A 25941-nucleotide genomic window follows, 5' to 3' on the forward strand; every position below is an offset into this window, starting at 1 on the left:
GGCCCGTTCCGGGGGGCGGCAGCTGCCCCGGCGGCCCGCGCCGGAGGGCGGGCTGACGGCGGAGCGGATCGTCGCGGCGGCGGTCGCGGTGGCCGACGCGGAGGGCCTGGAGGCGCTGTCGATGCGCCGGGTCGCGGCCGAACTGGACGTGGCCACCATGTCGCTGTACCGGCACGTCCCGGACAAGGACGGCCTGCTGCACCTGATGATGGACCGGGTCTTCGCCGACGTGTCCTTCACCCCCGCACAGGGCGCCGCGGGCTGGCGCGCTCGCCTGGAGCTGGCCGCGCACCTGCTCTGGAACCTGTTCCGGGCGCACCCCTGGCTGGCGTCCGCGCTCTCGGTGACCCGCCCCCAGCCGGTGGCCAACGCGCTGCCGTTCGGCGAGTGGGTGCTGTCCGCCCTGGTCGCCGAGGGCCTGGGCGTGCAGGACGTGTTCACCGCCTACCTGACGCTGTTCAACTACGTCCGGGGCACCGCGCTCAACCTGGAGATGGAGGCCGCCGCGGAGGCCGCCACCGGGCAGGACTCCGAGGAGTGGATGGACCAGCAGGAGGGCGTCTTCATGGAGCTGGTCGCCGGCCACCCGACCTTCCTGCGGCTCACCCGGGAGGGCTACGACTTCGACCTCGACCGGCTCTTCGAGTTCGGCCTGCAGCGCCTGCTGGACGGACTGGCGGTGCTGGTCGGGCGGACGGCGCCCCCGGCTCAGGACAGCAGCGCACCCAGGTCGTAGGAGACCGGCTCCGCCAGCTGCCCGTACGTGCAGCTCTCCGGGGTGCGGTCGGGCCGCCAGCGCTTGAACTGCGTGGTGTGCCGGAACCGGGTGCCCTCCATGTGGTCGTAGCCGACCTCGGCCACCCGCTCGGGGCGCAGCGGCACCCAGGACAGGTCCTTCTTCCCGGTCCAGCGGCTGACCGCCCCGGGCAGCCGGCCGGCCGCCTGGGCCTGCTCCTCCTCCCACTGCGCCCACGGATGCTCGCCGAGGTCGGCCGGGTCCAGGCGCAACGGGGCGAGTTCGGCGGCGAGTTCGGCCCGGCGGGCCATCGGGAAGGAGGCGCTGACGCCGACGTGCTGCAGCCGGCCGTCGGTGTCGTACAGGCCGAGCAGCAGCGAGCCGACCACCGGGCCGGACTTGTGCTCGCGGTAGCCGGCCACCACGCAGTCGGCGGTGCGGACGTGCTTGACCTTGAACATGGTGCGCTCGCCGGGGCGGTAGGGGGCGTCCAGCGGTTTGGCGACCACGCCGTCCAGCCCGGCGCCCTCGAAGCGGGCGAACCAGTCGCGGGCGGTGTCCAGGTCGGTGGTGGCGGGGGCGAGGTGGACCGGCGGGGCGGCGCCGGCCAGCAGGCGGACGAGGGCCGCCCGGCGCTCGGCCAGCGGGCGGCCGGTCAGGTCCTCGTCGTCCAGGGCGAGCAGGTCGAAGGCGACCAGGGTGGCGGGGGTGCGCCCGGCCAGGGTGCGGACCCGGGAGGCGGCGGGGTGGATGCGTTCCAGCAGTTCCTCGAAGTGCAGCCGCCCGTCGTGCGCGACGACGATCTCGGTGTCGACGACGCAGCGTCCGGGCAGCCGCTCCCGGACGGCCTCGACCACCTCGGGGAAGTACCGGGTGAGCGGTTTTCCGGTGCGGGAGCCGAGTTCGACCTCGTCGCCGTCGCAGAAGACGATCGCCCGGAAGCCGTCCCACTTGGCCTCGTACTGCATGCCGGGCGGGATCGCGGCGACGGGCTTGGCCAGCATCGGGGACACCGGGGGCATCACGGGGAGCTGCATGCCTCCGATGGTGGCCCGGCGGGCCGGACGGGGGCGGCGTGTCGCGTCCGCCCCGGCGTGTCGCGGGACGGGGGCGGGGCGGCCGGGTACCTAGCGTGGGGGCATGGCTGGAGCAGCGGTGGAACTGGAGGTCGGCGGCCGGACGGTGCGGCTGTCGAACCCGGACAAGGTGTACTACCCGGAGCCCGGGTACACGAAGCGGGACGTCGCCGAGTACTACCTGGCCCTCGCGCCCGGGGTGCTGCGCGGGCTGCGCGAGCGGCCGACCACGCTGCAGCGCTTCCCGGACGGGGTGGACGGCGAGTGGTTCTACCAGAAGCGCGCCCCGAAGAGCGTCCCGGACTGGCTGCCGACCGCGCGGATCGCCTTCCCGTCCGGGCGCACCGCCGACGAGGTGTGTCCGACCGAGGAGGCCGCGGTGCTGTGGGCGGCCAACCTGGGCTGCCTGACCTTCCACCCGTGGCCGGTGCGCCGGGCCGACACCGAGCACCCGGACGAGCTGCGGATCGACCTCGACCCGCAGCCCGGCACCGACTTCTCCGACGCCGTCCGCGCCGCGCTGCGACTGCGGCCGCTGCTGGCGGAGTTCGGGCTGACCGGCTGGCCCAAGACGTCCGGCGGCCGGGGCCTGCACGTGATCGTGCCGGTCGAGCCGCGCTGGACGTTCACCGAGTGCCGGCACGCGGTGATCGCGCTGGGCCGCGAGCTGGAGCACCGCTCGGGCGGCGAGGTCACCACCGCCTGGTGGAAGGAGGAGCGCGGCGCGCGGATCTTCGTCGACTACAACCAGATGGCCCGCGACCGCACCATCGCCTCCCCGTACTCGCTGCGGGCCGGCCCGTCGGCCACCGCCTCCGCGCCGCTGCGCTGGGAGGAGCTGGAGCGGGTCTCCCCCGCCGACTTCACGCTGCGCACGCTGCCCGGGCGGTTCGCCGAGCTCGGCGACGTGCACGCCGGGATGGACGGTCAACGGGCTTCGCTGGAACGGGTGTTGGAGCTGTACGCGGCCCAGGGCGCGGGCGACCTGCCCTACCCGCCGGACTTCCCGAAGATGCCGGGCGAGCCGTCCCGGGTGCGGCCGAGCCGGGCCCGGAAGCGGGACTGACGGCGGCGGTCCGCGGAAAAGCCGTGGAGCCCGGCCCGGGCCGTCCGTAGCATGCGCGGGTCGGCCCGCCCCGCACCCGGGGGCCCGTACCCGTCGGGGAGTTCGGAATGTCTGCTCAGCGCCTCCTGCTGCCGCGTTCGGCGCCGTCCGCCACCGGGCTCTCGTCCCGGGCGGTGGGGGCGCTGCTGGACCGGCTGGCGGAGCTGCCCGTCGAGTGCCACTCGCTGCTGGTGGTGCACCGGGGGCGGGTCGTCGCGGAGGGTTGGTGGGCGCCCTACTCGGCCGAACGGCCGCACCTGCTCTACTCGTTGACGAAGTCGTTCACCTCGGTGGCGGTGGGCCTCGCGGTCGCCGACGGCCTGCTGTCGCCGGCGGACCGGGTGGCGGACCTGCTGCCGGAGCGGGTGCCGGCCGGGGCATCGGCGCAGGCCCGCCGGATCACCGTGCACCACCTGCTGACGATGACCGCCGGGCACGCCGCGGACAGCCTGGAGGAGGCGTGGGCGCGGGAGCCGGACGACCTGGTGCGGGGCTTCCTCGGCCTGCCGTTCGACGCGCCCGAGGGGACCCGGCACGTCTACGACAACGCGACCACCTTCCTGCTGGCGCGGATCGTGGAGCGGGTCACCGGGCGCGGCCTGCCGGAGTTCCTCGACGAGCGGCTGTTCGGGCCGATGGGCGTCGACCACGCCGAGTGGGACCGGGTGGGCAGCGGCGCCGCGTTCGGCTTCCACGGGCTGCACCTGACCACCGAGGCGGTGGCGGCCTTCGGCGAGCTGCTGCTGCGCGGCGGCCGCTGGGGCGGGCGGCAGCTCGTCCCGCGCGCCTGGGTCGAGCGCGCGACGCGTCGGCACGTCGCCTCCGAGTCGTTCGTCAGCGGCGCGAGGGACCCGGACTTCTCCTGCGGCTACGGCTACCAGTTCTGGCGCTCCCGGCACGGCTACCACGGCCACGGCGCCTACGGGCAGCAGTGCGTGGTGGTCCCCGGGCACGAGCTGGTGGTGGCCGTGACCGCGCAGGGCGAGTCCCAGGCGGTGTTCGACGCCCTGTGGGAGTGCCTGCTGCCCGGTCTCGGCCGGGCGGACGGCGCGGCGGACGACGCGGCGCTGGCCGAGCGGCTGCGGCGGCTGTCGCTCCGGCCGGTGCCGGGCACGGCCGGACCGGGCCGGGCGGCCCGCGCGGAGCTGGACGCCACCGCCGGGGAGTCGGCGCTGCCGTCCGGGACGGCGGTCACCGTCGCACCGGTCGACGGCGGCTGGCGGGTCCGGCTCGGACCGCTCCCCGGCACCGGGGCCGTCCTCGACCTGGAGGTGGGCCACGGCACCTGGCGGGAGAGCGCCCCGCTCGGCCGCCCGGTGGTCGCCGCCGGGGCCTGGCAGGACGGCCGCTTCCTCGCCGACCTGTACGTGATCACCACTCCGCACCGCGTCCGGCTGACCGTCGACCCGGCGGCGGGAACGGCGACGGCCCGGTGGAGCACCCCGCCGCTGACCGGCCCCCGGCTGGAACTGCACCTGCGCGCACCGCTGATGACCCGGCCGGACGTCGCCTGACCGTTGGTGTCGCGCACCGCCGTGCCCGGCGCGTGGTCGGCCCCGGGCGCGCCGTCCGTCAGGTCGCCGCGACGTCGGACGGGCGGACGGGCGGACGGGCGGACGGGCGGACGGGCGGACGGTGGGGGGCAGGGCGGCCGAGCAGGTCGGCGAGGTCAGGGGTGGTGCCGGCCAGGAAGCCGCGGCGGACGCCGGTGGCGATCGAGGCGAGCATGGGCGGCTGGAACGGGAGGAGGCCGGGGGCCTCGTCCAGCAGGCGGCGCCGGTACTCGTCCAGGCCGATGCCGCAGTGCGGGACGCCGAGCCGGGCGGCGACCCGGGCGGCGGTGACGGGCAGGCCGACCAGGTCGAGGGTCCGGCCGCGGTGCGGGGCCGGGTCGGCCGCGACGGCCTGGTGCGGCGCACCGCGTACCCCGCCGTCCCGGCCCAGGCCGACTACCGGTTGACCGAGACGGGAGCCGGGCTGACCCACCTGGTGAAGGCGCTCGCCGACTGGTCGCTCGCGCACCGCGGCGCCATCGCCGGGGCCCGGGCGGCGTACGACCTGGAGCATCCGGGCCACGAGATCCGCTGACGACCGGACGGACGGACGGTGGGGGGCAGGGCGGGTCGAGCATCCGGTCGCGGCCGGCGTCGGTTCCCGTTCGACGCTGCGCCCGTCCTGCCCGCCGGGCGGAGGCGGAGCGGTTCCGTCCGGGAGGCGACGGGGGTCAGGGCGCGGGGAGGGCGGCCCATACGGTCTTGCCGCCGGGGAACGGGGAGACGCCCCACCGGGTGGAGATCCGCTCGACCACGTGCAGACCATGGCCGTGGGGCTGCCCGGGGCGCCAGGGCGCGGGCACGGGCCGGGTGAGCGCCCCGTCGGTGACCGCGACGGTCAGGTGGCCGTCGGCCAGGTCGACGTCCAGGCAGGTCACGCCCGGGGCGTGGTCGCAGGCGTTGGCCAGCAGCTCGCAGGCCACCAGCAGCACGTCGTCCCGCCGCCGGCCCGCCCCGTCGCCGTCGCCGCCACCGGCGTCGGGCAGGGCGGCCAGCACGTCGCGCACGCAGCCCAGGCCGGGTCCGACCGACCTGACTCCGCCGGGCCCGAACCGGAAGTGCCAGTGGTTCTCGCCGTCCCCGGGGCCCATGGCCGCCACCTCCTGCCTCGACGCCTGCGCGGCGCGCACGCGCACGCCACCCACGCGTCTTGCCAGTCGGGCCCGAACGCTAACGGGCGCCGGTGGCACCCGGGCGCCGGGGGGCTCCGGTTCCGTTCTCCGGGCGGTCCCGGGGCGGGTCGCTCCGTTCCCGGGGTTGTGTACCGGTCTCGGCAGGAGCAGGGTCGAAACAGGACACCACCGGACTCCCCTGCCGGAAGGACTCCGATCATGGACACCGTCCTCACCGCCGACCGGCGCCCCGCACCGCCGGGCACCCTGGTCCTCGCGCTGCGCGGCGACGCCGACCGCGACACCGAGCACGTCCTCGCCGCCGCCCTGCACCGGGCGCTGGCCGTCCGGCCCGCGCCCGAGACGCTCGTCGTCGACTGCTCCGAGCTGCGCTTCTGCTCCTCGTCCTGCCTGAACCAGCTGCTGCGCGCCCGGACCGCCGCGGCGGGGGCCGGGACGGTGCTCTGCCTCGCCGCCCCCGGCCCGGTGGTCGCCCGGCTGCTGGAGGTGACCGAGACCGACACCGTCTTCGAGGTCCTCCCCGCCGCGCCCCGGCCGCCCGCGCGGCCCGGGCCGTCCGCGCCGTCCGCGTCGCCCGCGTGCGGCCTGGCGTCGGCGGGGCGGGCGTGACCGCGGGCGGCGGGCGGGCGGGTCAGGACGGCTGCGGGGAGCGGTCCTTGACCAGGGCGGGCGCGGATCCGGGTTCGGGTGCGGTTTCTGGCGCGGGCGCGGATTCGGGCGCGGATTCGGACGCGGTTTCGGGCGCCGCCGGGCGGCGGACCAGGAGGACGACCAGGACGGCGGCGACCAGGCCGGCGGCGCCGGCGGTCAGGTAGACCCGGTCGAGGGCGGCGGCGTGGGCGTGGCGGGGGTCGGCGCCGCCCCGGTCGCGCAGGCTGTTCTGGAAGACGGTGCCGAGGACGGCGATGCCCAGGGCGAAGCCGAGCTGGCGGGCGGTGTTGAAGGCGCCGGAGGCCATGCCGGCGCGTTCGCGCGGGACGGTGGCGAGGGCCGCGGACATCATCTGCGGGGTGGCCAGGCCGACGCCGGTGCCGGTGACCAGCAGGCCGGGCAGCAGGACCGTCCAGCCGGAGCCGGGCGAGACCAGGGCGAGCAGCAGGGTGCCGGTGCCGATCAGGGCCAGGCCGAGGCCGATCGGCAGCCGCGGGGGTGCGCCGCGCAGCAGTCGGGTGCCGATCGGGGCGGTGACGAAGGCGGCGGCGGCGAGTGGGCAGACGGCGAGTCCGGCGCTCAACGGGCCGAGGTGGAGGACCTGTTGGAGCCACAGGCCGGTGTAGGTGAGCTGGGCGAAGGCGGCGGCGGTGAGCAGCAGTCCGGCGGCGGCGAGCCCGGCGAAGGCGGGGTTGCGCAGCAGGCCGAGGTCCAGCAGGGGGTGGGTGGTGCGCAGTTCGACGGCGGTGAAGACGGCGAGGGCGAGCGCGGCGGCGGCCAGGACGGTGAGTACCAGCGGGTCGCTCCAGCCGCGTTCGCCGCTCTCGATCAGGCCGTAGGTGAGGGCGGCGGCGAACAGGGTGAACGCGGTGGCGCCGGGCAGGTCGAAGCGTCCGGCGGGGCGGGCGGTGCGGGCCGGGTCGGCGGCGAGGCGGCGGACGGTGAGCCAGCCGGCCAGCGCGGCGACCGGCAGGTTGACCAGGAAGACCGAGCGCCAGCCGAACTGCTGGGTGAGCAGTCCGCCGAGCACCGGTCCGGCGGCGGCCGCGGCGCCGTTGACGGCGCCCCAGACGCCGAACGCGGTGCCCCGGTCGCGGCCCCGGTAGGCGGCGTTCAGCAGGGCGGTGGTGGAGGTCATCATGGCGGCGGCGCCGATGCCCTGGACGGCGCGGGCGGCGATCAGGGTGCCGGCGCCGGGGGCGAGCGCGCAGGCCAGCGAGGCGAGGCCGAAGACGGCGAGGCCGGTCAGGTAGAGGCGGCGGTGGCCGAGGCGGTCGCCGAGCGAGCCGAAGGCCGTCAGCAGGGCGGCGAGGGTGAGGGCGTACACGTCGACCACCCACTGCAGGGCGGTGAAGGTGGAGTGCAGGTCCTCGGACATCTCGGGCAGCGCGGTGTTCACGATGCTGGTGTCGACCAGCAGCATGAACGCGCCGACGCAGATGGCCGTCAGGGGTGTCCACTTGCGCACGGGACGGGTCGTCCTTCCGGGGCGGGGTCGCTTGTTCTCCCGGTACTTTCGGGCCGGGGTGCGGCTTTCCCCTAGCCGGTGCGCCACTTCCGGTGCTTTCCGACACTGTCTATCCTGGGGCGGTGGGATCCGACACGTACGATCTGATCGACCGACAACTGGTGCACGCGCTGCAGTTGGCGCCGCGGGCGGCGTTCAGCCGGCTGGCGGCGGTGCTGGGGGTGTCCGACCAGACGGTGGCGCGCCGGTACGGGCGGCTGCGCGGGGCGGGGGCGGTCCGGGTGCTGGGGTTGACCGATCCGGAGCGGCTGGGCGAGGCGCGCTGGCAGTTGCGGGTGCGCTGCGCGCCGGACTCGGCGGGGGCGGTGGCCGCCGCGCTGGCCCGCCGGGAGGACACCGTGTGGGTGTCGCTGAACTCGGGCGGGACGGAGATCTCCTGCACGACCCGGACCCCGCCGGAGCGCGCGGACCACTCGCTGCTGCTCCAGCACCTGCCGCGCACGCCGAGCGTGCTGAGCGTGGCCGCGCACTGCGTGCTGCACACCTTCTTCGGCGGCCCGCAGAGCCTGGTGGCCAAGTCCGGTGCGCTGAGCGCCGAACAGGTCGCGGCGCTCGCCCCGGACGGGCCGGAGACGGCCGGATCCGACTCCCCCGTACCGGAGTTGGACGCGACGGACCGCCGCCTGCTGGGCGTGCTGGCGGCGGACGGGCGGGCGCCGCTGGCCGAACTGGCCGCCGCCTGCGGGAAGTCGGAGAGCACGGTGCGCCGCCGACTGGAGGAGCTGACCGCGTCCGGCGCGCTCTACTTCGACCTGGACGTGGACTGGCGGATCTTCGGACTGCGCAGCCACACCTGCCTGTGGCTGAACGTGGTGCCGTCCGAACTCGCCGCGGCCGGTGAGGCGTTGGCCGCCCATCCGGAGGTGGCGTACGCCTGTGCGACGACCGGTCCGAGCAACCTGCACGCGGTGGTGATCACCCGCGGCGCGCGGGAGCTGTACGCCTACCTGACCACCCGGGTGGCGGCGCTGTCCGGGGTGCAGCACGTGGAGACCGCGCCGACCATCCGGACCGTCAAGGGGCCGGGGCCGCTGCCGCTGCCGACCCCGCGCGACAACTGACGCACCGTCAGGCAGGTTGCGGGATGCGGGCGGTGAGGTCCGCCAGGGCGTCGCGGGCGGTGGCGAGTTCGTCGATCCGGGCGTTCAGGTCGGCGAGCTGGACGGTCAGCCGGTCACGGACGCAGGGGTGCAGTTCGCCGTCCTCGTAGCAGGGCATCAGTTCGCGGATGGTGCGACTGGTGAGCCCGGCGGCGAGCAGTGCGCGGATCCGGCCGACCTGGACGGGCGCGTCGGCGGCGTACTCGCGGTGGCCGCCGGGGGTGCGGTGCGCGGTGAGCAACTCCTGCTGCTCGTAGTAGCGCAGCAGCCGCACCGGGACGCCGGTGGCCCTGGAGAGTTCGCCGATCCGCATCATGTGACCCACCTCACGCCGCTCCGCCTTGAACCTCTCACCGGTGTCACATCCTACGGTTGCCGACATGACGACGAACCAGAACACGAACGGTGCCGACACCGCCGCCGAGCCGGTGGCGCTCTACGGCTTCCTGACCCCGAAGGACGGCCACCGCGAGCAACTGCGGGGACTGCTGGCCGAACTGGTGGAGCCCTCGCGCTCGCACGCCGGCAGCCTGGTGTACCGGCTGCACGAGCAGGAGGACGGCCGGTTCTTCCTGTACGAGCTGTGGGCGAGCCGGGCGGACCTCGCGCTGCACCACGGCACGGCCGTGCTGAGGGAGGTGCTGGCGCGGCTCCCGGAGCACCTGGCCGGCGTTCCGGAAGCCTACGAGGGGTGGTTGGCCGGTGAGCCGGTCAGCTCCGCAGGAACTCGCGGTTGAGGCGGGAGATGCCGGTCAGCGGGATGCCCTTGGGGCAGGCGGTGGCGCACTCGCCGGTGTTGGTGCAGCCGCCGAAGCCCTCCGCGTCCATGGTCTCCACCATGTTCCGCACCCGGGAGGCCCGTTCGGGGGCGCCCTGCGGGAGCACGTTGAGGTGGACGACCTTGGCGGCGGTGAACAGCATCGCGGAGCCGTTGGGGCAGGCGGCGACGCAGGCCCCGCAGCCGATGCACTCGGCGTGCTCGAAGGCCAGGTCGGCGGCCTCCTTGGGGACGGGGGTGGCGTGCGCCTCGGGGGCGGAGCCGGTGGGGGCGGTGACGTAGCCGCCGGAGCCGATGATCCGGTCGAGGGCGGAGCGGTCCACCACCAGGTCGCGGACCACGGGGAAGGCGCCGGCCCGCCAGGGTTCGACGTCGATGGTGTCGCCGTCGGCGAAGTGCCGCATGTGCAGCTGGCAGGTGGTGGTGCGTTCGGGACCGTGGGCCTGGCCGTTGATGACCATGCCGCAGGCGCCGCAGATGCCCTCGCGGCAGTCGTGGTCGAAGGCGACCGGCCGTTCGCCGCGCAGGATCAGTTCCTCGTTGAGGGTGTCGAGCATCTCCAGGAAGGACATGTCCTCGCTGATCCCGGAGACCCGGTACTCGGTCATCTCGCCCGGGGTGTCCGGGCCTTGCTGGCGCCAGATGCGCAGGGTGAGGTTCACGCGTAGCTCCGCTGGGTGGGGTGGACGTGCTCGAAGACGAGCTCTTCCTGGTGCAGGACGGGGGCCTCGCCGGTGCCGGTGAACTCCCAGGCGGCGGCGTAGCCGAACTCCTCGTCGCGGCGGGCGGCTTCGCCGTCGGGGGTGGCGGACTCGGTGCGGAAGTGGCCGCCGCAGGACTCGGCGCGGTGCAGCGCGTCCAGGCACATGAGTTCGGCGAGTTCGAAGTAGTCGACCAGCCGGTTGGCCTTCTCCAGTGCCTGGTTGAGCTCCTCGCCGGTGCCGGGCACCTTGATCCGGCGCCAGAACTCCTCCCGGATCCGCGGGATCCGGGCCAGCGCGCGGCGCAGCCCGGCCTCGTCGCGGGCCATTCCGCACTCCTCCCAGAGGAGTTCGCCGAGTTCGCGGTGGAAGGAGTCGGGGGTGCGGTCGCCGTCGACGGCCAGGATCAGGTTCAGCCGGTCGGCGGACTCGGCTTCCACGGCGGCGAGTTCGGGGTGGTCGGCGGGGACGGCGGCGAGCTTGGTGCGGCCCAGGTAGTCGTTGAGGGTGGGCGGCAGCACGAAGTAGCCGTCGGCGAGGCCCTGCATCAGGGCGCTGGCGCCGAGCCGGTTGGCGCCGTGGTCGGAGAAGTTGGCCTCGCCGATCGCGAACAGGCCCGGGATCGTGGTCTGCAGGTCGTAGTCGACCCAGAGGCCGCCCATCGTGTAGTGGATCGCCGGGTAGATCCGCATCGGGACGGTGTACGGGTCCTCGGCGGTGATCCGCTGGTACATCTCGAACAGGTTGCCGTACTTGGCCTCGACGGCGTCCCGGCCGAGCCGGGCGATCGCGTCGGCGAAGTCCAGGTAGACGCCCTGCCCGCCGGGGCCGACGCCGCGGCCCTCGTCGCAGACCACCTTGGCGGCCCGGGAGGCGATGTCGCGGGGCACCAGGTTGCCGAACGCCGGGTAGATCCGCTCCAGGTAGTAGTCCCGCTCGTCCTCGGGGATCTGCCCGGCGGGGCGGGTGTCGCCCTTCGCCTTCGGGACCCAGATCCGGCCGTCGTTGCGCAGCGACTCGCTCATCAGGGTCAGTTTGGACTGGTGGTCGCCGGAGCGCGGGATGCAGGTGGGGTGGATCTGGGTGAAGCACGGGTTCGCGAACAGGGCGCCGCGCCGGTGGGCCCGCCAGATCGCCGTCGCGTTGGAGTTCTTGGCGTTGGTGGAGAGGTAGAAGACGTTGCCGTAGCCGCCGGTGGCCAGCACCACGGCGTCCGCGGTGTACGAGCGGATCTCGCCGGTGACCAGGTCGCGGGCGACGATGCCGCGGGCCCGGCCGTCGACCACCAGCAGGTCGAGCATCTCGGTGCGCGGGTGCATCTCGACGTTCCCGGCGGCGATCTGCCGGGACAGCGCCTGGTAGGCGCCGAGCAGCAGCTGCTGGCCGGTCTGGCCGCGGGCGTAGAAGGTGCGGGAGACCTGGACGCCGCCGAAGGAGCGGGTGTCGAGCAGGCCGCCGTACTCGCGGGCGAACGGGACGCCCTGGGCCACGCACTGGTCGATGATCTCCACCGAGACCTCGGCCAGGCGGTGCACGTTGGACTCGCGGGCCCGGAAGTCGCCGCCCTTGACGGTGTCGTAGAACAGCCGGCGCACCGAGTCGCCGTCGTTGCGGTAGTTCTTGGCCGCGTTGATGCCGCCCTGGGCGGCGATCGAGTGAGCGCGCCGCGGGGAGTCCTGGAAGCAGAACTGGACGACGTGGTAGCCCTGTTCGGCCAGCGTCGCGCCGGCCGCACCGCCGGCCAGGCCGGTGCCGACCACGATCACGGTGTGCTTGCGGCGGTTGGCCGGGTTGACCAGCTTGGCCTCGAACCGCCGCCGCTCCCAGCGCTGTTCGATCGGCCCGGCCGGGGCGGCGGTGTCGGCGACCGGCGCGCCGAGGGTGTAGTCGAGGTAGCTCATTGCCGTGCTCCCGGTGGGGTGTGGGGGGTTCATCGGACCAGTCCGGCCATCACGGCCACCGGCACCGACAGGAACCCGGCGGTCAGCAGCAGCGCCAGCCCGTTCGCGGCGAGCTTCAACGCCCGGTCCCGGCGCGGGTCGTTGGCGCCGAGGGTCTGCGCGGCGCTCCAGAACCCGTGCCGCACGTGCAGGCCGAGCGCCAGCATCGCCAGGCAGTAGATCGCGCCCGAGTACCAGGTCGAGAAGGAGGCGACGATGTTCTGGTACGGGTGGCCCTCCTCGGCGGCCGGGTTCACCGTGAGGGTGGTCAGGTCGAGGATGTGCCAGACCACGAACAGGCCGAGGATCACCCCGCCCCAGCGCATCGTCCGGGTCGCGTACGTCGCCCGCTGCCGCCGGTGCACGTACTTCACCGGGCGGGCCCGCACGTCCCGGCGGGAGAACTGGTAGGCGGCGGTGCCGTGGGCGACCACCGCCGCCAGCAGGACCAGCCGGGCCAGCCAGAGGAACCAGCCGTGGTGCAGGAACGGCTCGCCGATGGTGCGCAGCCAGTGCGCGTAGCCGTTGATGTCGTCCGGGCCGAAGAACACCTTGAGGTTGCCGAGCATGTGGGCGACCAGGTAGGCCAGCATCAGCAGGCCGCTGACCGCCATCACCGCCTTCTTGCCGACCGAGCTGCGCCACAGCGACGCCAGGGAGGACGGGTGCCGGCCGGGGGCGGGGGTCCGGTTCGTCCGGTTCGTCCGGGTAGCAGGAGCCATGACCATGACCGTAAGCCGGGCGTGTCGCGGGTGTCCAAGACATGGAAGCGCTGATCACGATAGGCAATGCCTATGATGGCTGGTGTGCAGTTGCAGCAGCTCGCCTACTTCGTCGCGGTCGCCGACGCCCGGCACTTCACCCGGGCCGCCGAGCTGAGCCACGTCTCGCAGCCCTCGCTCTCCCAGCAGGTCCGCGCCCTGGAACGGGAGTTGGGCGCCGAGCTGTTCCACCGCTCGCGCTCCGGGACGACCCTGACCGACGCCGGCCAGGCCCTGCTGCCGCTGGCCCGCCGGATCCTGGCCGACGCGGACAGCGCCCGGCGGGCCGTCGCCGAGACGGTGCAGCTGCGCCGCGGCCGGGTCCGCTTCGGCGCGCCGCCCTCGCTGTGCGCCAGCCTCGTCCCGCAGGTGCTGGGCAGCTACCGGGCCCGGCACCCCGGGGTGGACCTGCGGCTCACCGAGGGCGGCTCGCGCGACCTGGTCCGCGACCTGGAGGCCGGGCAGCTGGACCTCGCGCTGGTCATCACCCCCGCCTCCGCCGCCACCGACCCGCTGGCCGTCACCCCGCTGCTGCACGAGGACCTGGTGCTGGTCTCGGCGGCCCCGCTCCCCCGCCGCCGGGCCCGGATCGCCGACCTGCGCGGCCGGGACCTGGTGATGTTCCGCGAGGGCTACGACGTCCGCGAGACCACCCTGGCGGCCTGCCGGGCGGCCGGGTTCGAGCCCTCGTACGCGGTCGAGGGCGGTGAGATGGACGCCGTGCTGGCCGCCGTCCGGGCCGGGCTGGGCCCCGCGGTCGTCCCCGGCATGGTCGCCGCCAGCGCCGCCCTGCCCAGCACCCCCTTCGCCCCGCCCGGCCTCGGCCGCACCATCGCCCTCGCCCACGGCCGCGACCTGCCGCTCACCCGGGCCGCGGACACGTTCCGCGAGACGCTGCTCGCCTACCTCCGGGAGGCCGACCGCACCGACTCGCTACCCCCGGGCACCCGGCTGCTCCCCACCCCCTGACCCCCGGCGGGCCGCGCGTATAGGGTGGGTGCACGGAACATCAGTGCGACGAGAGGTGGTCCGGGTGACCGGGAGCGTGGTTGCGGTCAGCAGCAACGGGGAGTACTCGTTCACGAAGCCGAACCGGGAGGGGATCCGGCTGCTGGAGGGCCTCGGGGTCGAGGGGGACGTGCACGCCGGGGTGACGGTGAAGCACCGCTCCCGGGTCGCGCAGGACCCGTCCCAGCCGAACCTGCGGCAGGTGCACCTGATGCACGCCGAGCTGTTCGAGGAACTGGCGGAGGCCGGATTCACCGTCGAGCCGGGCCAGTTGGGCGAGAACGTCACCACCCGGGGCGTCGACCTGCTGGGGCTGCCGGTCGGCGCGGTGCTGCGCTTCGGGGACGCGGCCGAGGTCGAGGTGACCGGGCTGCGCAACCCGTGCGCGCAGATCGACAACTTCCGGCACGGCCTGCTCAAGCAGGTGGTGGGGCGGGACGCGACCGGGGCGGTGGTCCGCAAGGCCGGGATCATGGGCGTGGTCCGCTCCGGCGGCGAGGTCCGCCCCGGCGACGGCATCACCGTCACGCTGCCGCCCGAACCGCACCGGCCGCTCGACCGGGTCTGAGCGCGTCCGGCCGGTGTTTCCGGTGGCGCCCGGTCGGCGCTTCCGGTGGCGGCCGGTCAGTCCCGGTGGCGGGCCAGTTCGGCCCGGCCCCGGACCCCGTACTGGCGGTAGAGGCGGGTCAGGTTGGCCTCGACGGCCTTGACCGAGAGGTGCAGGCGGGCGGCGATCTCGCGGTTGGTGGCGCCGGAGCGGATCAGGGCGAGGATCTGCTGCTGCATGGGGGTGGGGTCGGCCTCCAGGGCGTCGAGGGCGGCCAGGGCGGCGGCGTGCTGCTGCCAGGGCAGGCAGCCGGCGGCGGTGTAGCGGGCGTGGGCCTCCTGGAGGGCGGTGCGGGCGGCGGCGCGGCGGCGGGCCCGGCGCTCCAGGGCGCCCAGCGCGAGGTGGGCGCGGGCGATTTCGAGCGGGTAGGGGTGGGTGGCGGGGAGCAGCGCGCGCAGCGTGTCGGCGGCGCGGCGGGGGTCGGTGGCGGCGGCGAGGTGGGCTTCGGCCCGGTGCAGGCCGAGGGTGAGGACCTCGCGGCCGAGCCGGGTGGCGCGTTCGCGGGCGTCGGCGAGGGTGGCGGCGGCCTCCTCGGGGCGGCCGGAGAGGGCGAGCGCCTCGGCCAGGTCGGCGTCCACCAGGAAGAGGGAGGGGTCGGTGAACTCCATGCGGCGCAGCAGGAGTTGGCACCGGGTGAGGTGTTCGGCGGCGGCCGGGTGGTTGCCGCGCAGGAGTTCGACCCGGCCGCGCAGTCCGTGGGCGTAGGCGAGCCACTCGCGGTCGTGGTCGTTCTCGGCGGCGCGGATCGCGGAGTCCAGCAGGTGGGCGGCGCGGTCGGCGGTGCCGCCGTTGAGTTCGGCGGCGCCGCCGAGCACCCGGGCCGGGCCGGGGCTGGGTTCGATGCGTTCGCGCAGGTCGTGGGCGGCGCGGCCGGCGGCGTACGCCTCGGTGCAGCGGCCCGCGCGTTCGTAGACGGAGGCGGAGATGTAGAGGACGTTGGCGAGGTCCTCGGTGCGGCCGGCGGCTTCGACCTCGGCGCGCAGGGCTTCGACCTCGGCGACGGCGCGGGGCAGGTCGCCGCTGCGCAGGGCGGCGACGGCGAGTCCTTCGCGGCAGAACACGGCGGCGGCTGTGGGGGGCCGTCCGGCGGCGAGGCGGCAGCCGCGTTCGAGTTGGGCCAGGCCGAGGGCGGGGTCGGTGAGCAGGGTCAACGGGGCGCGCTGGGCGAGGAGTTCGACCAGTAGGTCGGGGTCGTCGGCCTGGTCGGCGTGCTTCTCGGCGGTGGCGAGTTCGGCGAGCCCTTCGGCCCGGTCGCCGCGGTGCAGGGCGCGGACGGCGCGCTCCTGGTGGACGGCGGCGGTGAGCGCGGGGTGGCCGCCGGTGTCCTCGGCGGCGGCGGCGAGCAGGGGTTCGGCGCCGGGGTGGTCGGGGCCGAGCAGCCGGGCGAGCAGCAGCCGGGCGTGCACCCGGACGTCGGCGGCGGGGGCGCTCTCCAGGCGTTCGCCGCAGGCGCGGGCGAGGTCGGGCAGTCCGGCGGCGGCGGCGTTGCGGGCGGCGGAGAGCAGGCGGCGTCCGGCGGTGTCGGGGTCGGGGGTGTGGTCGGCGGCGAGGCGGAGCAGTTCGGCGGCGGTGCCGGGGGCGCCGCGGGTGAGTGCGGTGTCGGCGGCGCGGTGCAGCCGGGAGGCGAGCTGCGGGTCGGCGGCGTCGGCGGCGAGGGCCTGGTGGCGGACCTGTTCGACCGGGTCGGCGGCGAGGTCGGCGAGCAGCCGGTGGGCGTCGCGCAGGGCGGCGGGGGTGGCGTCGGCGAGCACGACTTCGGCGACCAGGGGGTGGCTGAACTGGGGCGTGCCGGCGGGGGTCGGCTGGACGATGCCGTGTCGGCGGGCGGCGGCGAGCGGCTCGGTGACGGTGTCGGGCAGGCCGGTGCCGGTCCGGGCGGCGGCCAGGACGGTGAGCGACTGCCGTGCGGCGTCGGGGAGTTCGCCGAGCCGGGCGGAGACCAGGGCGCGCAGCCGGTGCGGGACGTCGAGCGGGCGGGCGGGGTCGGCGGCGAGTGCGCTCTCGCTGCTGCCGGCGGCCAGTGAGCGGCCCAACTCCAGGGCGTAGTAGGGGTTTCCACCGCTGACGGTGTGCACCCGGGTGAGGGTGAGGCCGCTGAGGCGCAGGTCGAGGCGTTCGCGCAGCAGGGCGCCGGTGCCGCGTTCGCCGAGCGGTCCGACGGCGATCTCGCGGGCGGCGGGCGGGCAGAGTGCGCCCATCTCGGGTGCGGCGTCGGCGTGTTCGGTGCGTTCGGTGACGGCGAAGCGGACCCGGCGGTCGGTGAGCCGGCGGGCGGTGAAGGCGATGACCTGGCGGCTGGCTTCGTCGAGCCACTGGGTGTCGTCGAGCAGGACGAGCACGGGGCCGCGCTGGGCGAGCCGGCGCAGGGCTTCCAGGACGGCCACCCGGACGGCCAACGGGTCGGTGGGGGTGCCGGGTTGGGGGGCGCGGTGCAGCAGCGCGCACTCCAGGGCCTGGCGCAGGTGGTCGGGCAGTTCCTCGGCGAGGCCGGGGAGGGCTTCGCCGAGCAGGTCGATCAGGGCGAGGTGCGGCAGGTCCGCCTCGGCGGCGGTGGGGCTGCTGCGCAGGACGGTGCCGCCGGCCGGTCCGGTCTCCTGGGCGAGTGCGTCGAGCAGTGCGGTCTTCCCGATCCCGGCCGGCCCGTGCAGCAGGACGCCGCCGGTGGCGGTGAGTGCGGCCCGGATCTCGGCGAGCAGGTGGGTGCGGTCGACGAGTGGGGGCTCGGTCGGGTCCGCCGGGGTGGTGGCGGCTCCGGTCGGGCCGGGGAGGATGCCGGTCATGGCGGTCAGTGTGCCGTCTCGGAACCGGCTGCGCGAGGGTGTCGCATGAACACGACACCCTCACGAGTCGCTGTTAAGTCCCTTTTAAGGCTTGATCGTTGGGAACTTCAGGGAACCTCCGTCAGCCGACACTGACGTCGTCGAGCAGGAAGACGGTGGACAGGTAGGCGTCCTCCTGGCCGGTGAAGGAGAGGCTGACGGTCTGGCCCGCGAAGGCGCTCAGGTCGACGGTCTTCTGCACGTAGCCGGCGGAGGCGTTGGCGTTGGAGTACGTCGCCACGGTCTGGCCGTTGACGTTCACCTTCAGGGTGTCGTAGGCGGTGGAGCCGGACTCCTGGGTGGTGACCTTGAGCCAGAAGGTGAGCTTGGGGCTGCCGGTGGGCACCGCGACGCTGCTCTGCGAGAGGGTCTCGCTGGCGGCGGAGCCGTAGCCCATCATCCAGGCGTACCAGGAGCCGCCGTGCGCGGCCTGCTGGGTGGAGTTGGTGATGTCGTTGGCGCTCTGGGTCCAACCGGTGGCGCCCTGCTCGAAGTTCCCGTTGACCAGCGCGTTGCCCGGGTTGGGGTTGCCGGTGGGCGAGGAGGTCGGAGACGGGGTGGGCGACTGGTTGCCGCCCGGGTCGGGCAGCGCGGTGCCGAGCGAGACTGCGGCCCACGCCTTGGAGACGATGTACCGCTCCTGCGAGTTCGCCCCGTACAGGTCGGAGGCGGCCTGCAGGGTCGCGGTGCGCGCCGAGGAGTAGTTGGTGGTGGAGGTCATGTAGGTGGACAGGGCGCGGTACCAGATCGCCGCGGCCTTGTCCTTGCCGATGCCGCTGAAGGTGTCGCCGTTGCACGGGGTGCCGTTGTGCGGCAGGCCGCCGATGGTCTTGGCGCCGGTGCCCTCGGCGGCCAGGTAGAAGAAGTGGTTGGCGATGCCGGACGAGTAGTGCACGTCGACCTGGCCGGCCCGGCTGCTGTAGCAGGACAGCGAGGAGCCGTCGGCGGCCGGGTTGTCCATCCGGCGCAGGTAGCCGTTGCCCATCCGGAGCTTCTCGCCGATGTAGTAGTCGCCGGGGTCGGTGGCGTTGTTGGCGTAGAACTCGACCATGGTGCCGAAGATGTCGGAGGTCGCCTCGTTGAGGCCGCCGGACTCGCCGGAGTAGTTCAGGTTGGCGGTGGCGGCGGTGACGCCGTGGCTCATCTCGTGGCCGGAGACGTCCAGCGCGGTCAGCGGCGTGTTGCCGTTCTGCGAGGAGCCGTCGCCGAAGGACATGCAGAAGCAGGAGTCGTCGTAGAACGCGTTCAGCAGCTGGTTGTCCACGTGCACGTACGCGGGGGCGCCGCGGCCGTCGTTGCGGATGCCGGAGCGGTTGAAGGTGTTCTTGTAGAAGTCCCAGGTCTTCGCCAGGCCGTAGGAGGCGTCCACCGCGGCGCTCTCCCGGCTCGAAGTGGAGCCGTTGCCCCAGGAGTTGGACGACTTGGAGAAGGTCCGGGCGTTCTGCGCCGGGTTCGACTGCGGGCTGTTGTACGAGTCGTAGACGACCGTGGAGCCGTGCAGCGCGTCGGTCAGCGTGTAGCCGCTGCCGCCCTGGCTGGTCTCGATGGAGACCTGGCCGACGTTGACGCCGTTGCCGGTGCCGGAGACGGTCTGGTTGACCTCGTACTGGTCGAGCACCACGCCGCTGGCGGCGTCCAGCAGGACCGCCTCGCGGGAGTCGGCGCCCGCCTCGCCGGCGCCGGTGACGGTGTTGCGGTAGGCCAGCACCGGGACCTTGCCGACCGCCCAGACCACCAGCTGGCTGGTGTCGAGGTTGGTGGTGCGGGCCTGCTTGACGTGCTTGGCGCTGCGCACGGCGGTGGCCGAGGCGTCCTTGCCGGTCAGCTTGGGCGTCACGCCCGCCACCTCGATCGCGCCCTCGTGGGCCCAGGTGGTCGAGGTGGGCTTGCCGTTCTTCGCGTAGTGCACGACCAGGTCGCCGCCGACCACCGGCAGCCCGCGGTAGGTGCGGTCGTAGCGCACGTGCCGGGAACCGTCGTTGTCGACCATCACGTCCTTGGGCAGCAGGCGCTCGTCCGCGCCGAGGCCCAGGCTCTTGGCGAGCCCCTTGGCCTCCTTCTCCGCCTGCTCCATCACCGTGGCGCGGCCCAGCGCGGTCATCGCCTGGTACCCGGCACCGTTCGCGGTGGTGCCGCTGGCCAGTGCGGGGGACTGGGAACTCGCCACTGCCACGGTGCCCAGGGTGAGGGCGGCCGCAACAGCTGCCGCCAGAGCGGTCTTGCGGTTCATCGGGTTTCCTCCCACCGAGCCGGGGTTGATGGGGGACGGCCGCGACGCCGATGGGGTGTGGCGTCGCGGCCGGTTTCAGCTCGGCGGCAGGACGCTAGGACCGCGGAGCACCTCCGCGACATGCCCTCGCCGACCCGGCAAGGGCCGGTCAAGGGTGCGCCGCCCCCTCCCCCGGGGAACCCTTCCGACGTGCGGCCGGCCGGCGCCCGTCACCCCGGGCACGTGCTCAACGGGCGATCCGGAAGCCGATGTTGCCGCTGGAGCTGTCGGGGGTGTTGGCGGACCGGGCGGCCAGCCGGTAGCGGTTGCAGTAGGAGGCGTGGCACATGTGGGAGCCGCCGCGCATGACCCGGGCGGGGCCGGTGGGCGGGCCGAGCGGGTCCTGCCGGGTGGCGGGGGTGTCCGGGCGGTGGTGGTCGGGGCTGAACCGGTCGGCGCACCACTCCCACACGTTGCCGAGCACGTTGTAGAGGCCGTGGCCGTTGGGGCGGTAGGAGCGGACCGGGGCGGTGGAGCGGTGCCGGCCGACGCTGCGGGCCGGGAAGTCGCCCTGCCAGATATTGAGCATCTCCCGTCCGCCGGGGGCGAGTTCGTCGCCCCACGGGTAGCGGGTGCCGACCGTCCCGCCGCGCGCGGCGTACTCCCACTGGGCCTCGGTGGGCAGCCGGGTGCCGGACCAGGCGCAGTACGCCCGGGCGTCGTTCCAGGAGACGTGCACCACGGGGTGCTGCTGGCGGGCGGCGAAGTCGCTGCCGGGGCCCTCGGGGGCGCGCCAGCTGGCGCCCTCGACGGCCCGCCACCACGGGGTGGCGGCGACCTGCGGGGAGGCGGCGCGCACCCGGTCGGCGAGGAAGCCCTCGAAGACGAAGCTGGAGCCGAAGCGCTCGGCGTCGGTGACGTGCCCGGTCTCCCGGACGAAGGAGGCGAACTCGGCGTTGGTGACGGTGGTCGCCGCGATCGCGAACGGCGTGAGCCGCACCTCGCGGACCGGGCCCTCGCCGTCCCCCGGAACGCCGTCCGGGTCCTGACCGCCCATCAGGAACGCCCCGCCGGGCAGGGCCAGCAGCCCGCGGGCGGCCCGCAGCGCGGCGGGCGAGAGGGCCGCGGGAGCGGGAGGCACCGGGGGCGCGGGGGGCGCGGCAGCCGCCGGGGGCGCGGGGGGCACGGGGGGCGCGGCTTCCAGGGTCAGGACGGGCAGGGTGGGCAGCGGGGTCGGTACGGACGGGCCGAGGTCGGCGGGCTCGTGCCCGGGGGTGCAGCAGGAGAGCATGGCGGCCTCTTCTTCGCGGGGGGTGCGGGGTCCGGCCGGCCGCCGGGGAGACGACCGGCCGGGGCTCGGAGGGGTGTCACGGGGGGTGTCGCGGGGGGGTGGGTCAGGCGGTGCGCTCGGCGTTGAGGGTGGCCGCGAGGGCCGGGACGCCGAGCGCCTGCTCCTGGGCCGGGGTGGCCTGGTACAGCTTGTTGACCAGCTGGTACGGGTCGGCGTCCAGGTCGTAGTACTCCCGGAAGGCGACCTCGCCGGTGCCGACGGGCAGGCCGTCCGCATCGGTGTGCAGCTTGTAGTACTCGGTGTACTGCTCGGTCCTCGACAGGTAGGAGGACCAGGTGTGCGGGCTCCCGGCCTGGTGGGGGCCCTGCTCCCACCACTCGACCAGCAGGTGGTCGCGGCTGTACGGGCCGAGCAGCGAGTGTCCGTCGACCGCCCAGTCGGGGGTGATCCCGGCAGCCTCCAGGACGGTGGGGGCGATGTCGATGTTGGCCACGATCCGGTGGTCGGCGGGGCTGCCCGCGCCGAGGCCGCCGGCCGGCCAGGAGACGTAGAACGGCACCTCGACGGAAGGCAGGTAGGGCACCGACTTCTTGGACCAGCCGTGGTCGGCCCAGGTGTAGCCGTTGTCACCGAGGTAGACCACCAAGGTGTTCTGCAACTGCCCGAGCGCGGCCAGCCTGTCGTGGATCGCCTGCACCGCGTCGTCCACCGAGAGCAGCGTGCGCAGCTGGTTGGCCCGCACCTGGCGTCCGGTGGCGAGGGTGCCGGTGGAGTTCTGGATCCACGCGGGCTTGTCGCTGCGGTCGGCCTCGTCGACCGACGGGCGGCCGTTCCAGACCGGGACGGTCGTGTCGGCGTACTTGGGCTCGGGGGTGTTCGGCGCGTGCGGGGCCTTCGGCGCGACGAACGCGAACCAGGGGCGGGTGTCGGTGGCGGCCTTGTCGAGGAAGGCCAGCGCGCGGTCGCGGATGACCGAGGTGGAGTAGCCGGGGATGGTGTGCACGGTGCCGTTGTCGTTGTACTGCCCGTCGTTGTAGACCACCGGGTCCGACAGCAGCCACTCCTCGAAGTGCGGCGGGTTGTCGGCCGGCTGCCAGGCGTTCAGGTACTTGCCGAACAGGCCGGTGCGGTAACCGGCCTGGCGGAGCGCCCGCTGGATCGTGTCGTGCTGGTCGAGGTTGTACGGGTGGCCGTTGTCGCGGACGCCGTGGTGGTGGGCGTACTTCCCGCTGAAGATCGACGAGCGGGACGGCGCGCACAGCGGCGTGGTGACGTGCCCGGAGGTGAACCGCACGCCGTGGCCGACCAGCCAGTCCACCGTCTTCGGGGTGGCCCACTCGGTCTGCTTGGGCTGGTCGTCGGTGAGGATCACCAGGATGTTGGGCCGGGCGCCGGCCGCGGCGGCGGCGCTCCCGGCGCCCAGGCCCAGCGGCAGCGCGGTGGCGGCGGCCACCGAGGCGGCGCCGGCCAGGAAGCCACGGCGACCCAACTTCGTTTCTTCGCGGGGAGGTTCGGGGTTCCGACTCATGGTGTGCGTGCCCTTTCGCTGGAGTCACCGGAGGAGTGGCGGCAGGCGGTGCGAGTCGGCGGGCGTCCCCGGCCGGCGGATCGTGCGCGGCGCGCTGACGGTGAACCTAAGGGCGCGCCGAGGCCGCCCGCAATCGGCTGCGGGCAGACAACGCACGCTTTTCACGGGCCCGTTGCAATGTTTCGCACACCGCCCGAAACCCCCGGCGCCCCGGCCGGCCGACCGGTGCACCCGTACGTCCGGCCCTTCGTGGACGAGGGCGCGGACGCGGTGGACGCCGGCGGAGGAGCGGGCCGGGAGCCGGGGCCGGGCGGGACGGGAGGCTGCGGCACGGCGGCGAAAACGGGTGTCCGGCGCCGGTCCGGGCGTCCTAAGGTGGACGGCGTGGACGGCGTGGACGGAGTGCGCGAAGCGGAACTGCTGCCGGACCTGGACGGGGCGGAGCCCGGCCTGGTCGTGCTGATGTGCGGGCTGCCCGGCTCGGGCAAGAGCACCTGCGCGAAGGCGCTGGAGCGGCGCGGCTTCGTCCGGCTGTCGATCGACGAGGTGGTGTGGGCCCGGACCGGGCGGGACGCGGCGCTGCTGGACCCGGCGGTGTACGAGCGGCTCAAGGCGGAGGCCGAGGAGGAGCTGTGGCAGGAGCTCGTCCGGTTGCTGGAGGCCCGCCGCCCGGTGGTGGTCGACTACAGCTTCTGGCGGCGGAGCACCCGGGAGCGCTACAAGGCGCTGGTCGAACGGCACGGCTGCCGCTGGGAGTTGGTGCGGCTGCGGGCCGAACTGCCGGTCCTGCTGCGCCGCCTCGCGGTCCGCAACCGGCGCGAGGACGCCAACAGCGTCACCGTCTCCGCGGAGACCCTGCGGCGCTACTTCGACGCCTTCGAGGAGCCGGTCGGCGAGGGCGAGCGGGTGATCCAGCAGTACTGAGCGCGGGCCGGGGCCTCACCTGGCCAGGTCGCGGACCAGGGTGCTGCTGACCTGCGGCAGTTCGCCGTACTCGGGGTCGTCGCAGGCGACCGGGAGTTGGTGGATCACGGCGGCCAGCCGGGGCGGGAGCTTCACGTCCAGCCCTTCGTGGCACAGCGCGAGCAGCTCGGCCAGCACCCCGGCCGGGAGCAGCGCGTCCCGGAAGCCGAGCACCCGCTGCGGGGGGCGGGGACCGGCGGCCAGCGCCTCGGCCTGGCGGCGCCAGACCTCGGCGTCCAGGAACTCGCCGAGGCTGCGGTGCAGCAGGCTCAGGCAGGACGCGGCGGTGTAGGAGCCGGCGCCGGCCGCGAACTGCCACCAGAACTGGGCGCCCTCGCGGTGGTGCGCGGCGTGCAGCAGGGCGCCCAGGACGAGGGCGCCCTCGGGGTGGATCCGGCGGTCGTTGACGAGCAGGTCCAGCGAGGCGGCGGCGGTCGGCATCGCCAGCAACAGGCTGGTGGCGAGGTCGAGTTCGTGGGCGGCCTGCAGGTGCTCGGAGGGGAAGGGGCGCGGGGCGGTCAGCAGCCGCTCCCAGGACACGCCGGTGTCGTCGGGGCGCGGCCGGGACGTCCGGGTGGGCGAGTGGAGGCCGTCGCGTCCGGCGCTCATCGGTGCTCCTCGCTCATCCGTGCTGCCCGCTCATCGGTGCCGCCTCTCCGTCGGTGCCGCCCGCTCACCGGTGCCGCTCGCGGTGGCCGCCGAGGGCGGCGGCCAGCCGGTCGAGGGCCTGGCCCGCGGTGGAGCGCACGTTGGCCTCCGTGGTGGCCAGGCAGTCGGCGATCTGGGTGTCCGTCAGGCCGAGCAGGTAGCGCAGCACCACGACGTCGTGGCGCCGTTCGGACAGTCCGCACAGCGCAGCGTACAACCGCTCGTGGCTCGCGCCGGTCTCCGGCAGGTGGTGCGCCCGCTCGGCGGCGACCCGCACCGCGCGCACCCAGCGCGGGACCAGCCCCGGCGCGGGCGGCGGCTCGCCGTCCATCATCCGCCGCAGCAGGGCCGCGCCGACCTCCTCCTTGAGGATCGTCCACGCCTGGAACGCCGGGAACTCCTCGCGCAGGATCCGCGGCCACTCCCGCCAGACCCGGCCCTTCGCGGTCTCCACCGCCTCGCGCGCGGCGCCGTCGTGCAGGCGGGTGCCCGCGAAGCCGGACCACGTCCGGTGGTGGGTGTCGCAGAACGCGTCGAACGTCAGGCGGTGCCGGTCCCCCACCGTCCAGTCACTTTCGGAGCCGTCCCCGTTCGCGCGGGGAGCAAACTCGTTGCCCTGTGACGTCACGCACCCAACTCCTCCCCAGCGGTACCGGGCCGACGGCCGGCACGGCGCCGCCGCAGGAACTCACGTCCCCTGGAAGAACATTAAGGCGCATCAGGTACCGAGATGCTAATCCGGCACAAGAGGTTTCAAGATCAGACATAAGTCGCTCTAGCCGAAAACCTGCCTATCCAGGGCGATGACCGTTCCTGACCGCCCGACGACCGCTTCCGACCGTTTCGCCGACCATCGCACTGGACCGGTCCCGCACCCTTGCCTGTCCGTTCGCCCGTGTGGGCATAGTGGGGGCGCAGTGACGGACGATCAGGGGGAGACCATGACGACGGCAGGCGAGCGGACCGACGGGGTCGAGGTCAGCCTCGACATCCACCTGGCGCACTCGGCGCGCATGTACGACTTCTACCTGGGCGGCACCACCAACTTCCCGGCCGACCGGGAGGCCGCCGGCCGCGCCCTGGCCGTCTTCCCCTACGCCCGCTCCGCCGCCCGCGCCAACCGCGCCTTCATGCGCCGCACCACCCGCCGGCTCGCCGAGGCGGGCATCCGCCAGTTCCTCGACATCGGCACCGGCATCCCCACCTCCCCGAACCTGCACGAGGTCGCCCAGCGGATCGCGCCGGACGCCGCGGTGGTCTACGCCGACAACGACCCGATCGTGCTGCTGCACGCCCAGGCCCTGCTGCGCGGCACCGAACAGGGCGTCACCGCCTACGTCCAGGCCGACGTGCGCGAACCCGACGCCCTGCTGGAGGCCGCCGCCCGCACCCTCGACTTCGACCGGCCGATCGCGCTCAGCATGAACGCCCTGCTGCACTTCGTCCCGGACGAGGCGCACCGGATCACCGAGCGCCTCAAGTCCCGACTGCCCAGCGGCTCCGCCCTGGTGATGACCCACCTCACGCCCGACTTCGCCCCCGACGAGACCGCCCGGCTGATCCAGGTCTACACCGCGGCCGGCACCCCCGTCGCGGCCTGCACCAGCGAGGAGTTCGGCCGCTTCTTCACCGGCTGGGACGTCCTCGACCCCGGCATCGTCGCCACCCCCCGCTGGAACCCCTCCCCCGACGCCGAGGACGACACCGAGCACATCACCGACGCCGGCGCCTCCTGCTACGGCGCCGTCGCCGTCCGCCCCTGACCGCTCCCGCCCCTGCGCGGGGCCCGGGCGGCGCGGCGGCGCG

General features: G+C 74.6%; 24 protein-coding genes and 1 pseudogene. 11 read left to right on the plus strand and 14 right to left on the minus strand.

All coding sequences use genetic code 11. From position 1 onward, the window contains the following. Positions 1-736, plus strand: a 736-nt coding sequence (locus ACWEO5_RS29640) for a TetR/AcrR family transcriptional regulator (protein ID WP_452165271.1), incomplete at its 5' end; no start/stop codon positions are given. Here ACWEO5_RS29640 and ACWEO5_RS29645 read toward each other — a convergent pair. Continuing rightward, on the minus strand, positions 709-1773 hold the full coding sequence (locus tag ACWEO5_RS29645) for an ATP-dependent DNA ligase (protein ID WP_452165272.1): 1065 nt from the start codon (positions 1771-1773) through the stop codon (positions 709-711). The genes ACWEO5_RS29640 and ACWEO5_RS29645 overlap by 28 nt on opposite strands. 103 nt (positions 1774-1876) lie before the next feature. Here ACWEO5_RS29645 and ligD point away from each other — a divergent pair, with 103 nt between their 5' ends. After that, positions 1877-2878 (plus strand): non-homologous end-joining DNA ligase, encoded by a 1002-nt coding sequence (gene ligD / locus ACWEO5_RS29650; protein WP_452165273.1) that lies wholly within the window; start codon positions 1877-1879, stop codon positions 2876-2878. Between the two features lie 107 nt (positions 2879-2985). Continuing rightward, complete coding sequence (locus ACWEO5_RS29655) at positions 2986-4431, plus strand: serine hydrolase domain-containing protein (RefSeq protein ID WP_452165274.1); 1446 nt, start codon at positions 2986-2988, stop codon at positions 4429-4431. Between the two features lie 58 nt (positions 4432-4489). Here ACWEO5_RS29655 and ACWEO5_RS29660 read toward each other — a convergent pair whose 3' ends face one another. After that, complete coding sequence (locus ACWEO5_RS29660; protein WP_452165293.1) at positions 4490-4903, minus strand: hypothetical protein; 414 nt, start codon at positions 4901-4903, stop codon at positions 4490-4492. Here ACWEO5_RS29660 and ACWEO5_RS29665 point away from each other — a divergent pair. After that, a pseudogene (locus ACWEO5_RS29665) lies at positions 4805-5005 on the plus strand (winged helix-turn-helix transcriptional regulator); the annotation flags it as partial. The gene ACWEO5_RS29660 and the pseudogene ACWEO5_RS29665 sit on opposite strands and share 99 nt — an antisense overlap. A 136-nt stretch (positions 5006-5141) precedes the next feature. On the opposite strand, the gene ACWEO5_RS29670 reads toward ACWEO5_RS29665, so the two are convergent. Beyond that, entirely contained in the window at positions 5142-5561 is a 420-nt protein-coding gene (locus tag ACWEO5_RS29670; protein ID WP_452165275.1) for an ATP-binding protein, read from the minus strand. Between the two features lie 240 nt (positions 5562-5801). Here ACWEO5_RS29670 and ACWEO5_RS29675 point away from each other — a divergent pair, with 240 nt between their 5' ends. After that, the gene (locus ACWEO5_RS29675; protein ID WP_452165276.1) at positions 5802-6212 is read left to right on the plus strand and encodes an STAS domain-containing protein; all 411 of its coding nucleotides are present in this window, start codon (positions 5802-5804) and stop codon (positions 6210-6212) included. Between the two features lie 22 nt (positions 6213-6234). Here the strand turns inward: ACWEO5_RS29675 and ACWEO5_RS29680 are convergent, their stop codons facing one another. Further along, positions 6235-7722 (minus strand): MFS transporter, encoded by a 1488-nt coding sequence (locus tag ACWEO5_RS29680; RefSeq protein ID WP_452165277.1) that lies wholly within the window; start codon positions 7720-7722, stop codon positions 6235-6237. A 122-nt stretch (positions 7723-7844) separates the two neighbouring features. Here ACWEO5_RS29680 and ACWEO5_RS29685 point away from each other — a divergent pair, with 122 nt between their 5' ends. Further along, a complete protein-coding gene (locus ACWEO5_RS29685; protein WP_452165278.1) occupies positions 7845-8843 on the plus strand; it encodes an Lrp/AsnC family transcriptional regulator in 999 nt (332 codons plus the stop codon). Between the two features lie 7 nt (positions 8844-8850). Here ACWEO5_RS29685 and ACWEO5_RS29690 read toward each other — a convergent pair whose 3' ends face one another. Further along, positions 8851-9198 carry a MerR family transcriptional regulator gene (locus ACWEO5_RS29690; protein WP_452165292.1) on the minus strand — a complete coding sequence of 116 codons (348 nt, stop codon included), beginning with the start codon at positions 9196-9198 and terminating at the stop codon, positions 8851-8853. A gap of 64 nt (positions 9199-9262) precedes the next feature. On the opposite strand from ACWEO5_RS29690, the gene ACWEO5_RS29695 reads away from it, so the two are divergent. Beyond that, entirely contained in the window at positions 9263-9619 is a 357-nt protein-coding gene (locus tag ACWEO5_RS29695) for a putative quinol monooxygenase (RefSeq protein ID WP_452165279.1), read from the plus strand. Here ACWEO5_RS29695 and ACWEO5_RS29700 read toward each other — a convergent pair. The 3 genes from ACWEO5_RS29700 to ACWEO5_RS29710 are packed head-to-tail and all read right to left on the minus strand — an operon-like array spanning position 9594 to position 13023. Further along, on the minus strand, positions 9594-10322 hold the full coding sequence (locus ACWEO5_RS29700; RefSeq protein ID WP_344557081.1) for a succinate dehydrogenase/fumarate reductase iron-sulfur subunit: 729 nt from the start codon (positions 10320-10322) through the stop codon (positions 9594-9596). The genes ACWEO5_RS29695 and ACWEO5_RS29700 overlap by 26 nt on opposite strands. Continuing rightward, positions 10319-12262, minus strand: coding sequence for a fumarate reductase/succinate dehydrogenase flavoprotein subunit (locus ACWEO5_RS29705; RefSeq protein WP_452165280.1), 1944 nt, complete (start codon positions 12260-12262; stop codon positions 10319-10321). Before ACWEO5_RS29705 ends, ACWEO5_RS29700 begins: the two co-directional genes overlap by 4 nt. Before the next feature lie 29 nt (positions 12263-12291). Further along, on the minus strand, positions 12292-13023 hold the full coding sequence (locus ACWEO5_RS29710; protein WP_452165281.1) for a succinate dehydrogenase cytochrome b subunit: 732 nt from the start codon (positions 13021-13023) through the stop codon (positions 12292-12294). Positions 13024-13107: 84 nt separating this feature from the next. On the opposite strand from ACWEO5_RS29710, the gene ACWEO5_RS29715 reads away from it, so the two are divergent. Both ACWEO5_RS29715 and ACWEO5_RS29720 read left to right on the plus strand, forming a co-directional pair. Then, positions 13108-14031 carry a LysR family transcriptional regulator gene (locus ACWEO5_RS29715; protein WP_452165282.1) on the plus strand — a complete coding sequence of 308 codons (924 nt, stop codon included), beginning with the start codon at positions 13108-13110 and terminating at the stop codon, positions 14029-14031. Between the two features lie 64 nt (positions 14032-14095). After that, positions 14096-14638 carry an MOSC domain-containing protein gene (locus ACWEO5_RS29720; protein ID WP_452165283.1) on the plus strand — a complete coding sequence of 181 codons (543 nt, stop codon included), beginning with the start codon at positions 14096-14098 and terminating at the stop codon, positions 14636-14638. Positions 14639-14694: 56 nt separating this feature from the next. Here the strand turns inward: ACWEO5_RS29720 and ACWEO5_RS29725 are convergent, their stop codons facing one another. The 4 genes from ACWEO5_RS29725 to ACWEO5_RS29740 form a co-directional block, all read right to left on the minus strand. After that, positions 14695-17457 carry an ATP-binding protein gene (locus tag ACWEO5_RS29725; protein ID WP_452165284.1) on the minus strand — a complete coding sequence of 921 codons (2763 nt, stop codon included), beginning with the start codon at positions 17455-17457 and terminating at the stop codon, positions 14695-14697. Between the two features lie 121 nt (positions 17458-17578). Continuing rightward, on the minus strand, positions 17579-19726 hold the full coding sequence (locus ACWEO5_RS29730) for a M4 family metallopeptidase (RefSeq protein ID WP_452165285.1): 2148 nt from the start codon (positions 19724-19726) through the stop codon (positions 17579-17581). 226 nt (positions 19727-19952) lie between these two features. Beyond that, positions 19953-20996, minus strand: a complete 1044-nt coding sequence (locus tag ACWEO5_RS29735) for a formylglycine-generating enzyme family protein (protein WP_452165286.1) — start codon at positions 20994-20996, stop codon at positions 19953-19955. A 103-nt stretch (positions 20997-21099) separates the two neighbouring features. Next, complete coding sequence (locus ACWEO5_RS29740; RefSeq protein ID WP_452165287.1) at positions 21100-22485, minus strand: sulfatase family protein; 1386 nt, start codon at positions 22483-22485, stop codon at positions 21100-21102. Positions 22486-22908: 423 nt separating this feature from the next. Here ACWEO5_RS29740 and ACWEO5_RS29745 point away from each other — a divergent pair, with 423 nt between their 5' ends. Continuing rightward, complete coding sequence (locus tag ACWEO5_RS29745; protein WP_452165288.1) at positions 22909-23448, plus strand: AAA family ATPase; 540 nt, start codon at positions 22909-22911, stop codon at positions 23446-23448. Positions 23449-23463: 15 nt separating this feature from the next. Here the strand turns inward: ACWEO5_RS29745 and ACWEO5_RS29750 are convergent, their stop codons facing one another. Both ACWEO5_RS29750 and ACWEO5_RS29755 read right to left on the minus strand, forming a co-directional pair. Continuing rightward, entirely contained in the window at positions 23464-24096 is a 633-nt protein-coding gene (locus ACWEO5_RS29750) for a hypothetical protein (protein ID WP_452165289.1), read from the minus strand. A gap of 64 nt (positions 24097-24160) precedes the next feature. Further along, positions 24161-24763 (minus strand): RNA polymerase sigma factor, encoded by a 603-nt coding sequence (locus tag ACWEO5_RS29755; RefSeq protein WP_452165290.1) that lies wholly within the window; start codon positions 24761-24763, stop codon positions 24161-24163. A gap of 313 nt (positions 24764-25076) precedes the next feature. Between ACWEO5_RS29755 and ACWEO5_RS29760 the strand changes: the two genes are divergently transcribed. Beyond that, the gene (locus ACWEO5_RS29760; RefSeq protein ID WP_452165291.1) at positions 25077-25898 is read left to right on the plus strand and encodes an SAM-dependent methyltransferase; all 822 of its coding nucleotides are present in this window, start codon (positions 25077-25079) and stop codon (positions 25896-25898) included. The last annotated feature ends 43 nt before the right edge of the window (positions 25899-25941 follow it).

Source organism: Kitasatospora sp. NPDC004272 (assembly GCF_053603035.1).

Bases quoted from the DNA above. Each gene is read 5' to 3' on its own strand.
- ACWEO5_RS29730 (WP_452165285.1), bottom strand. From the start codon at position 19,726: ATGAACCGCAAGACCGCTCTGGCGGCAGCTGTTGCGGCCGCCCTCACC.
- ACWEO5_RS29690 (WP_452165292.1), bottom strand. From the start codon at position 9,198: ATGATGCGGATCGGCGAACTCTCCAGGGCCACCGGCGTCCCGGTGCGG.
- ACWEO5_RS29725 (WP_452165284.1), bottom strand. From the start codon at position 17,457: ATGACCGGCATCCTCCCCGGCCCGACCGGAGCCGCCACCACCCCGGCG.
- ACWEO5_RS29705 (WP_452165280.1), bottom strand. From the start codon at position 12,262: ATGAGCTACCTCGACTACACCCTCGGCGCGCCGGTCGCCGACACCGCC.
- ACWEO5_RS29735 (WP_452165286.1), bottom strand. From the start codon at position 20,996: ATGCTCTCCTGCTGCACCCCCGGGCACGAGCCCGCCGACCTCGGCCCG.
- ACWEO5_RS29670 (WP_452165275.1), bottom strand. From the start codon at position 5,561: ATGGGCCCCGGGGACGGCGAGAACCACTGGCACTTCCGGTTCGGGCCC.
- ACWEO5_RS29750 (WP_452165289.1), bottom strand. From the start codon at position 24,096: ATGAGCGCCGGACGCGACGGCCTCCACTCGCCCACCCGGACGTCCCGG.
- ACWEO5_RS29655 (WP_452165274.1), top strand. From the start codon at position 2,986: ATGTCTGCTCAGCGCCTCCTGCTGCCGCGTTCGGCGCCGTCCGCCACC.
- ACWEO5_RS29695 (WP_452165279.1), top strand. From the start codon at position 9,263: ATGACGACGAACCAGAACACGAACGGTGCCGACACCGCCGCCGAGCCG.
- ACWEO5_RS29710 (WP_452165281.1), bottom strand. From the start codon at position 13,023: ATGGCTCCTGCTACCCGGACGAACCGGACGAACCGGACCCCCGCCCCC.
- ACWEO5_RS29760 (WP_452165291.1), top strand. From the start codon at position 25,077: ATGACGACGGCAGGCGAGCGGACCGACGGGGTCGAGGTCAGCCTCGAC.
- ACWEO5_RS29645 (WP_452165272.1), bottom strand. From the start codon at position 1,773: ATGCAGCTCCCCGTGATGCCCCCGGTGTCCCCGATGCTGGCCAAGCCC.
- ACWEO5_RS29675 (WP_452165276.1), top strand. From the start codon at position 5,802: ATGGACACCGTCCTCACCGCCGACCGGCGCCCCGCACCGCCGGGCACC.
- ligD (WP_452165273.1), top strand. From the start codon at position 1,877: ATGGCTGGAGCAGCGGTGGAACTGGAGGTCGGCGGCCGGACGGTGCGG.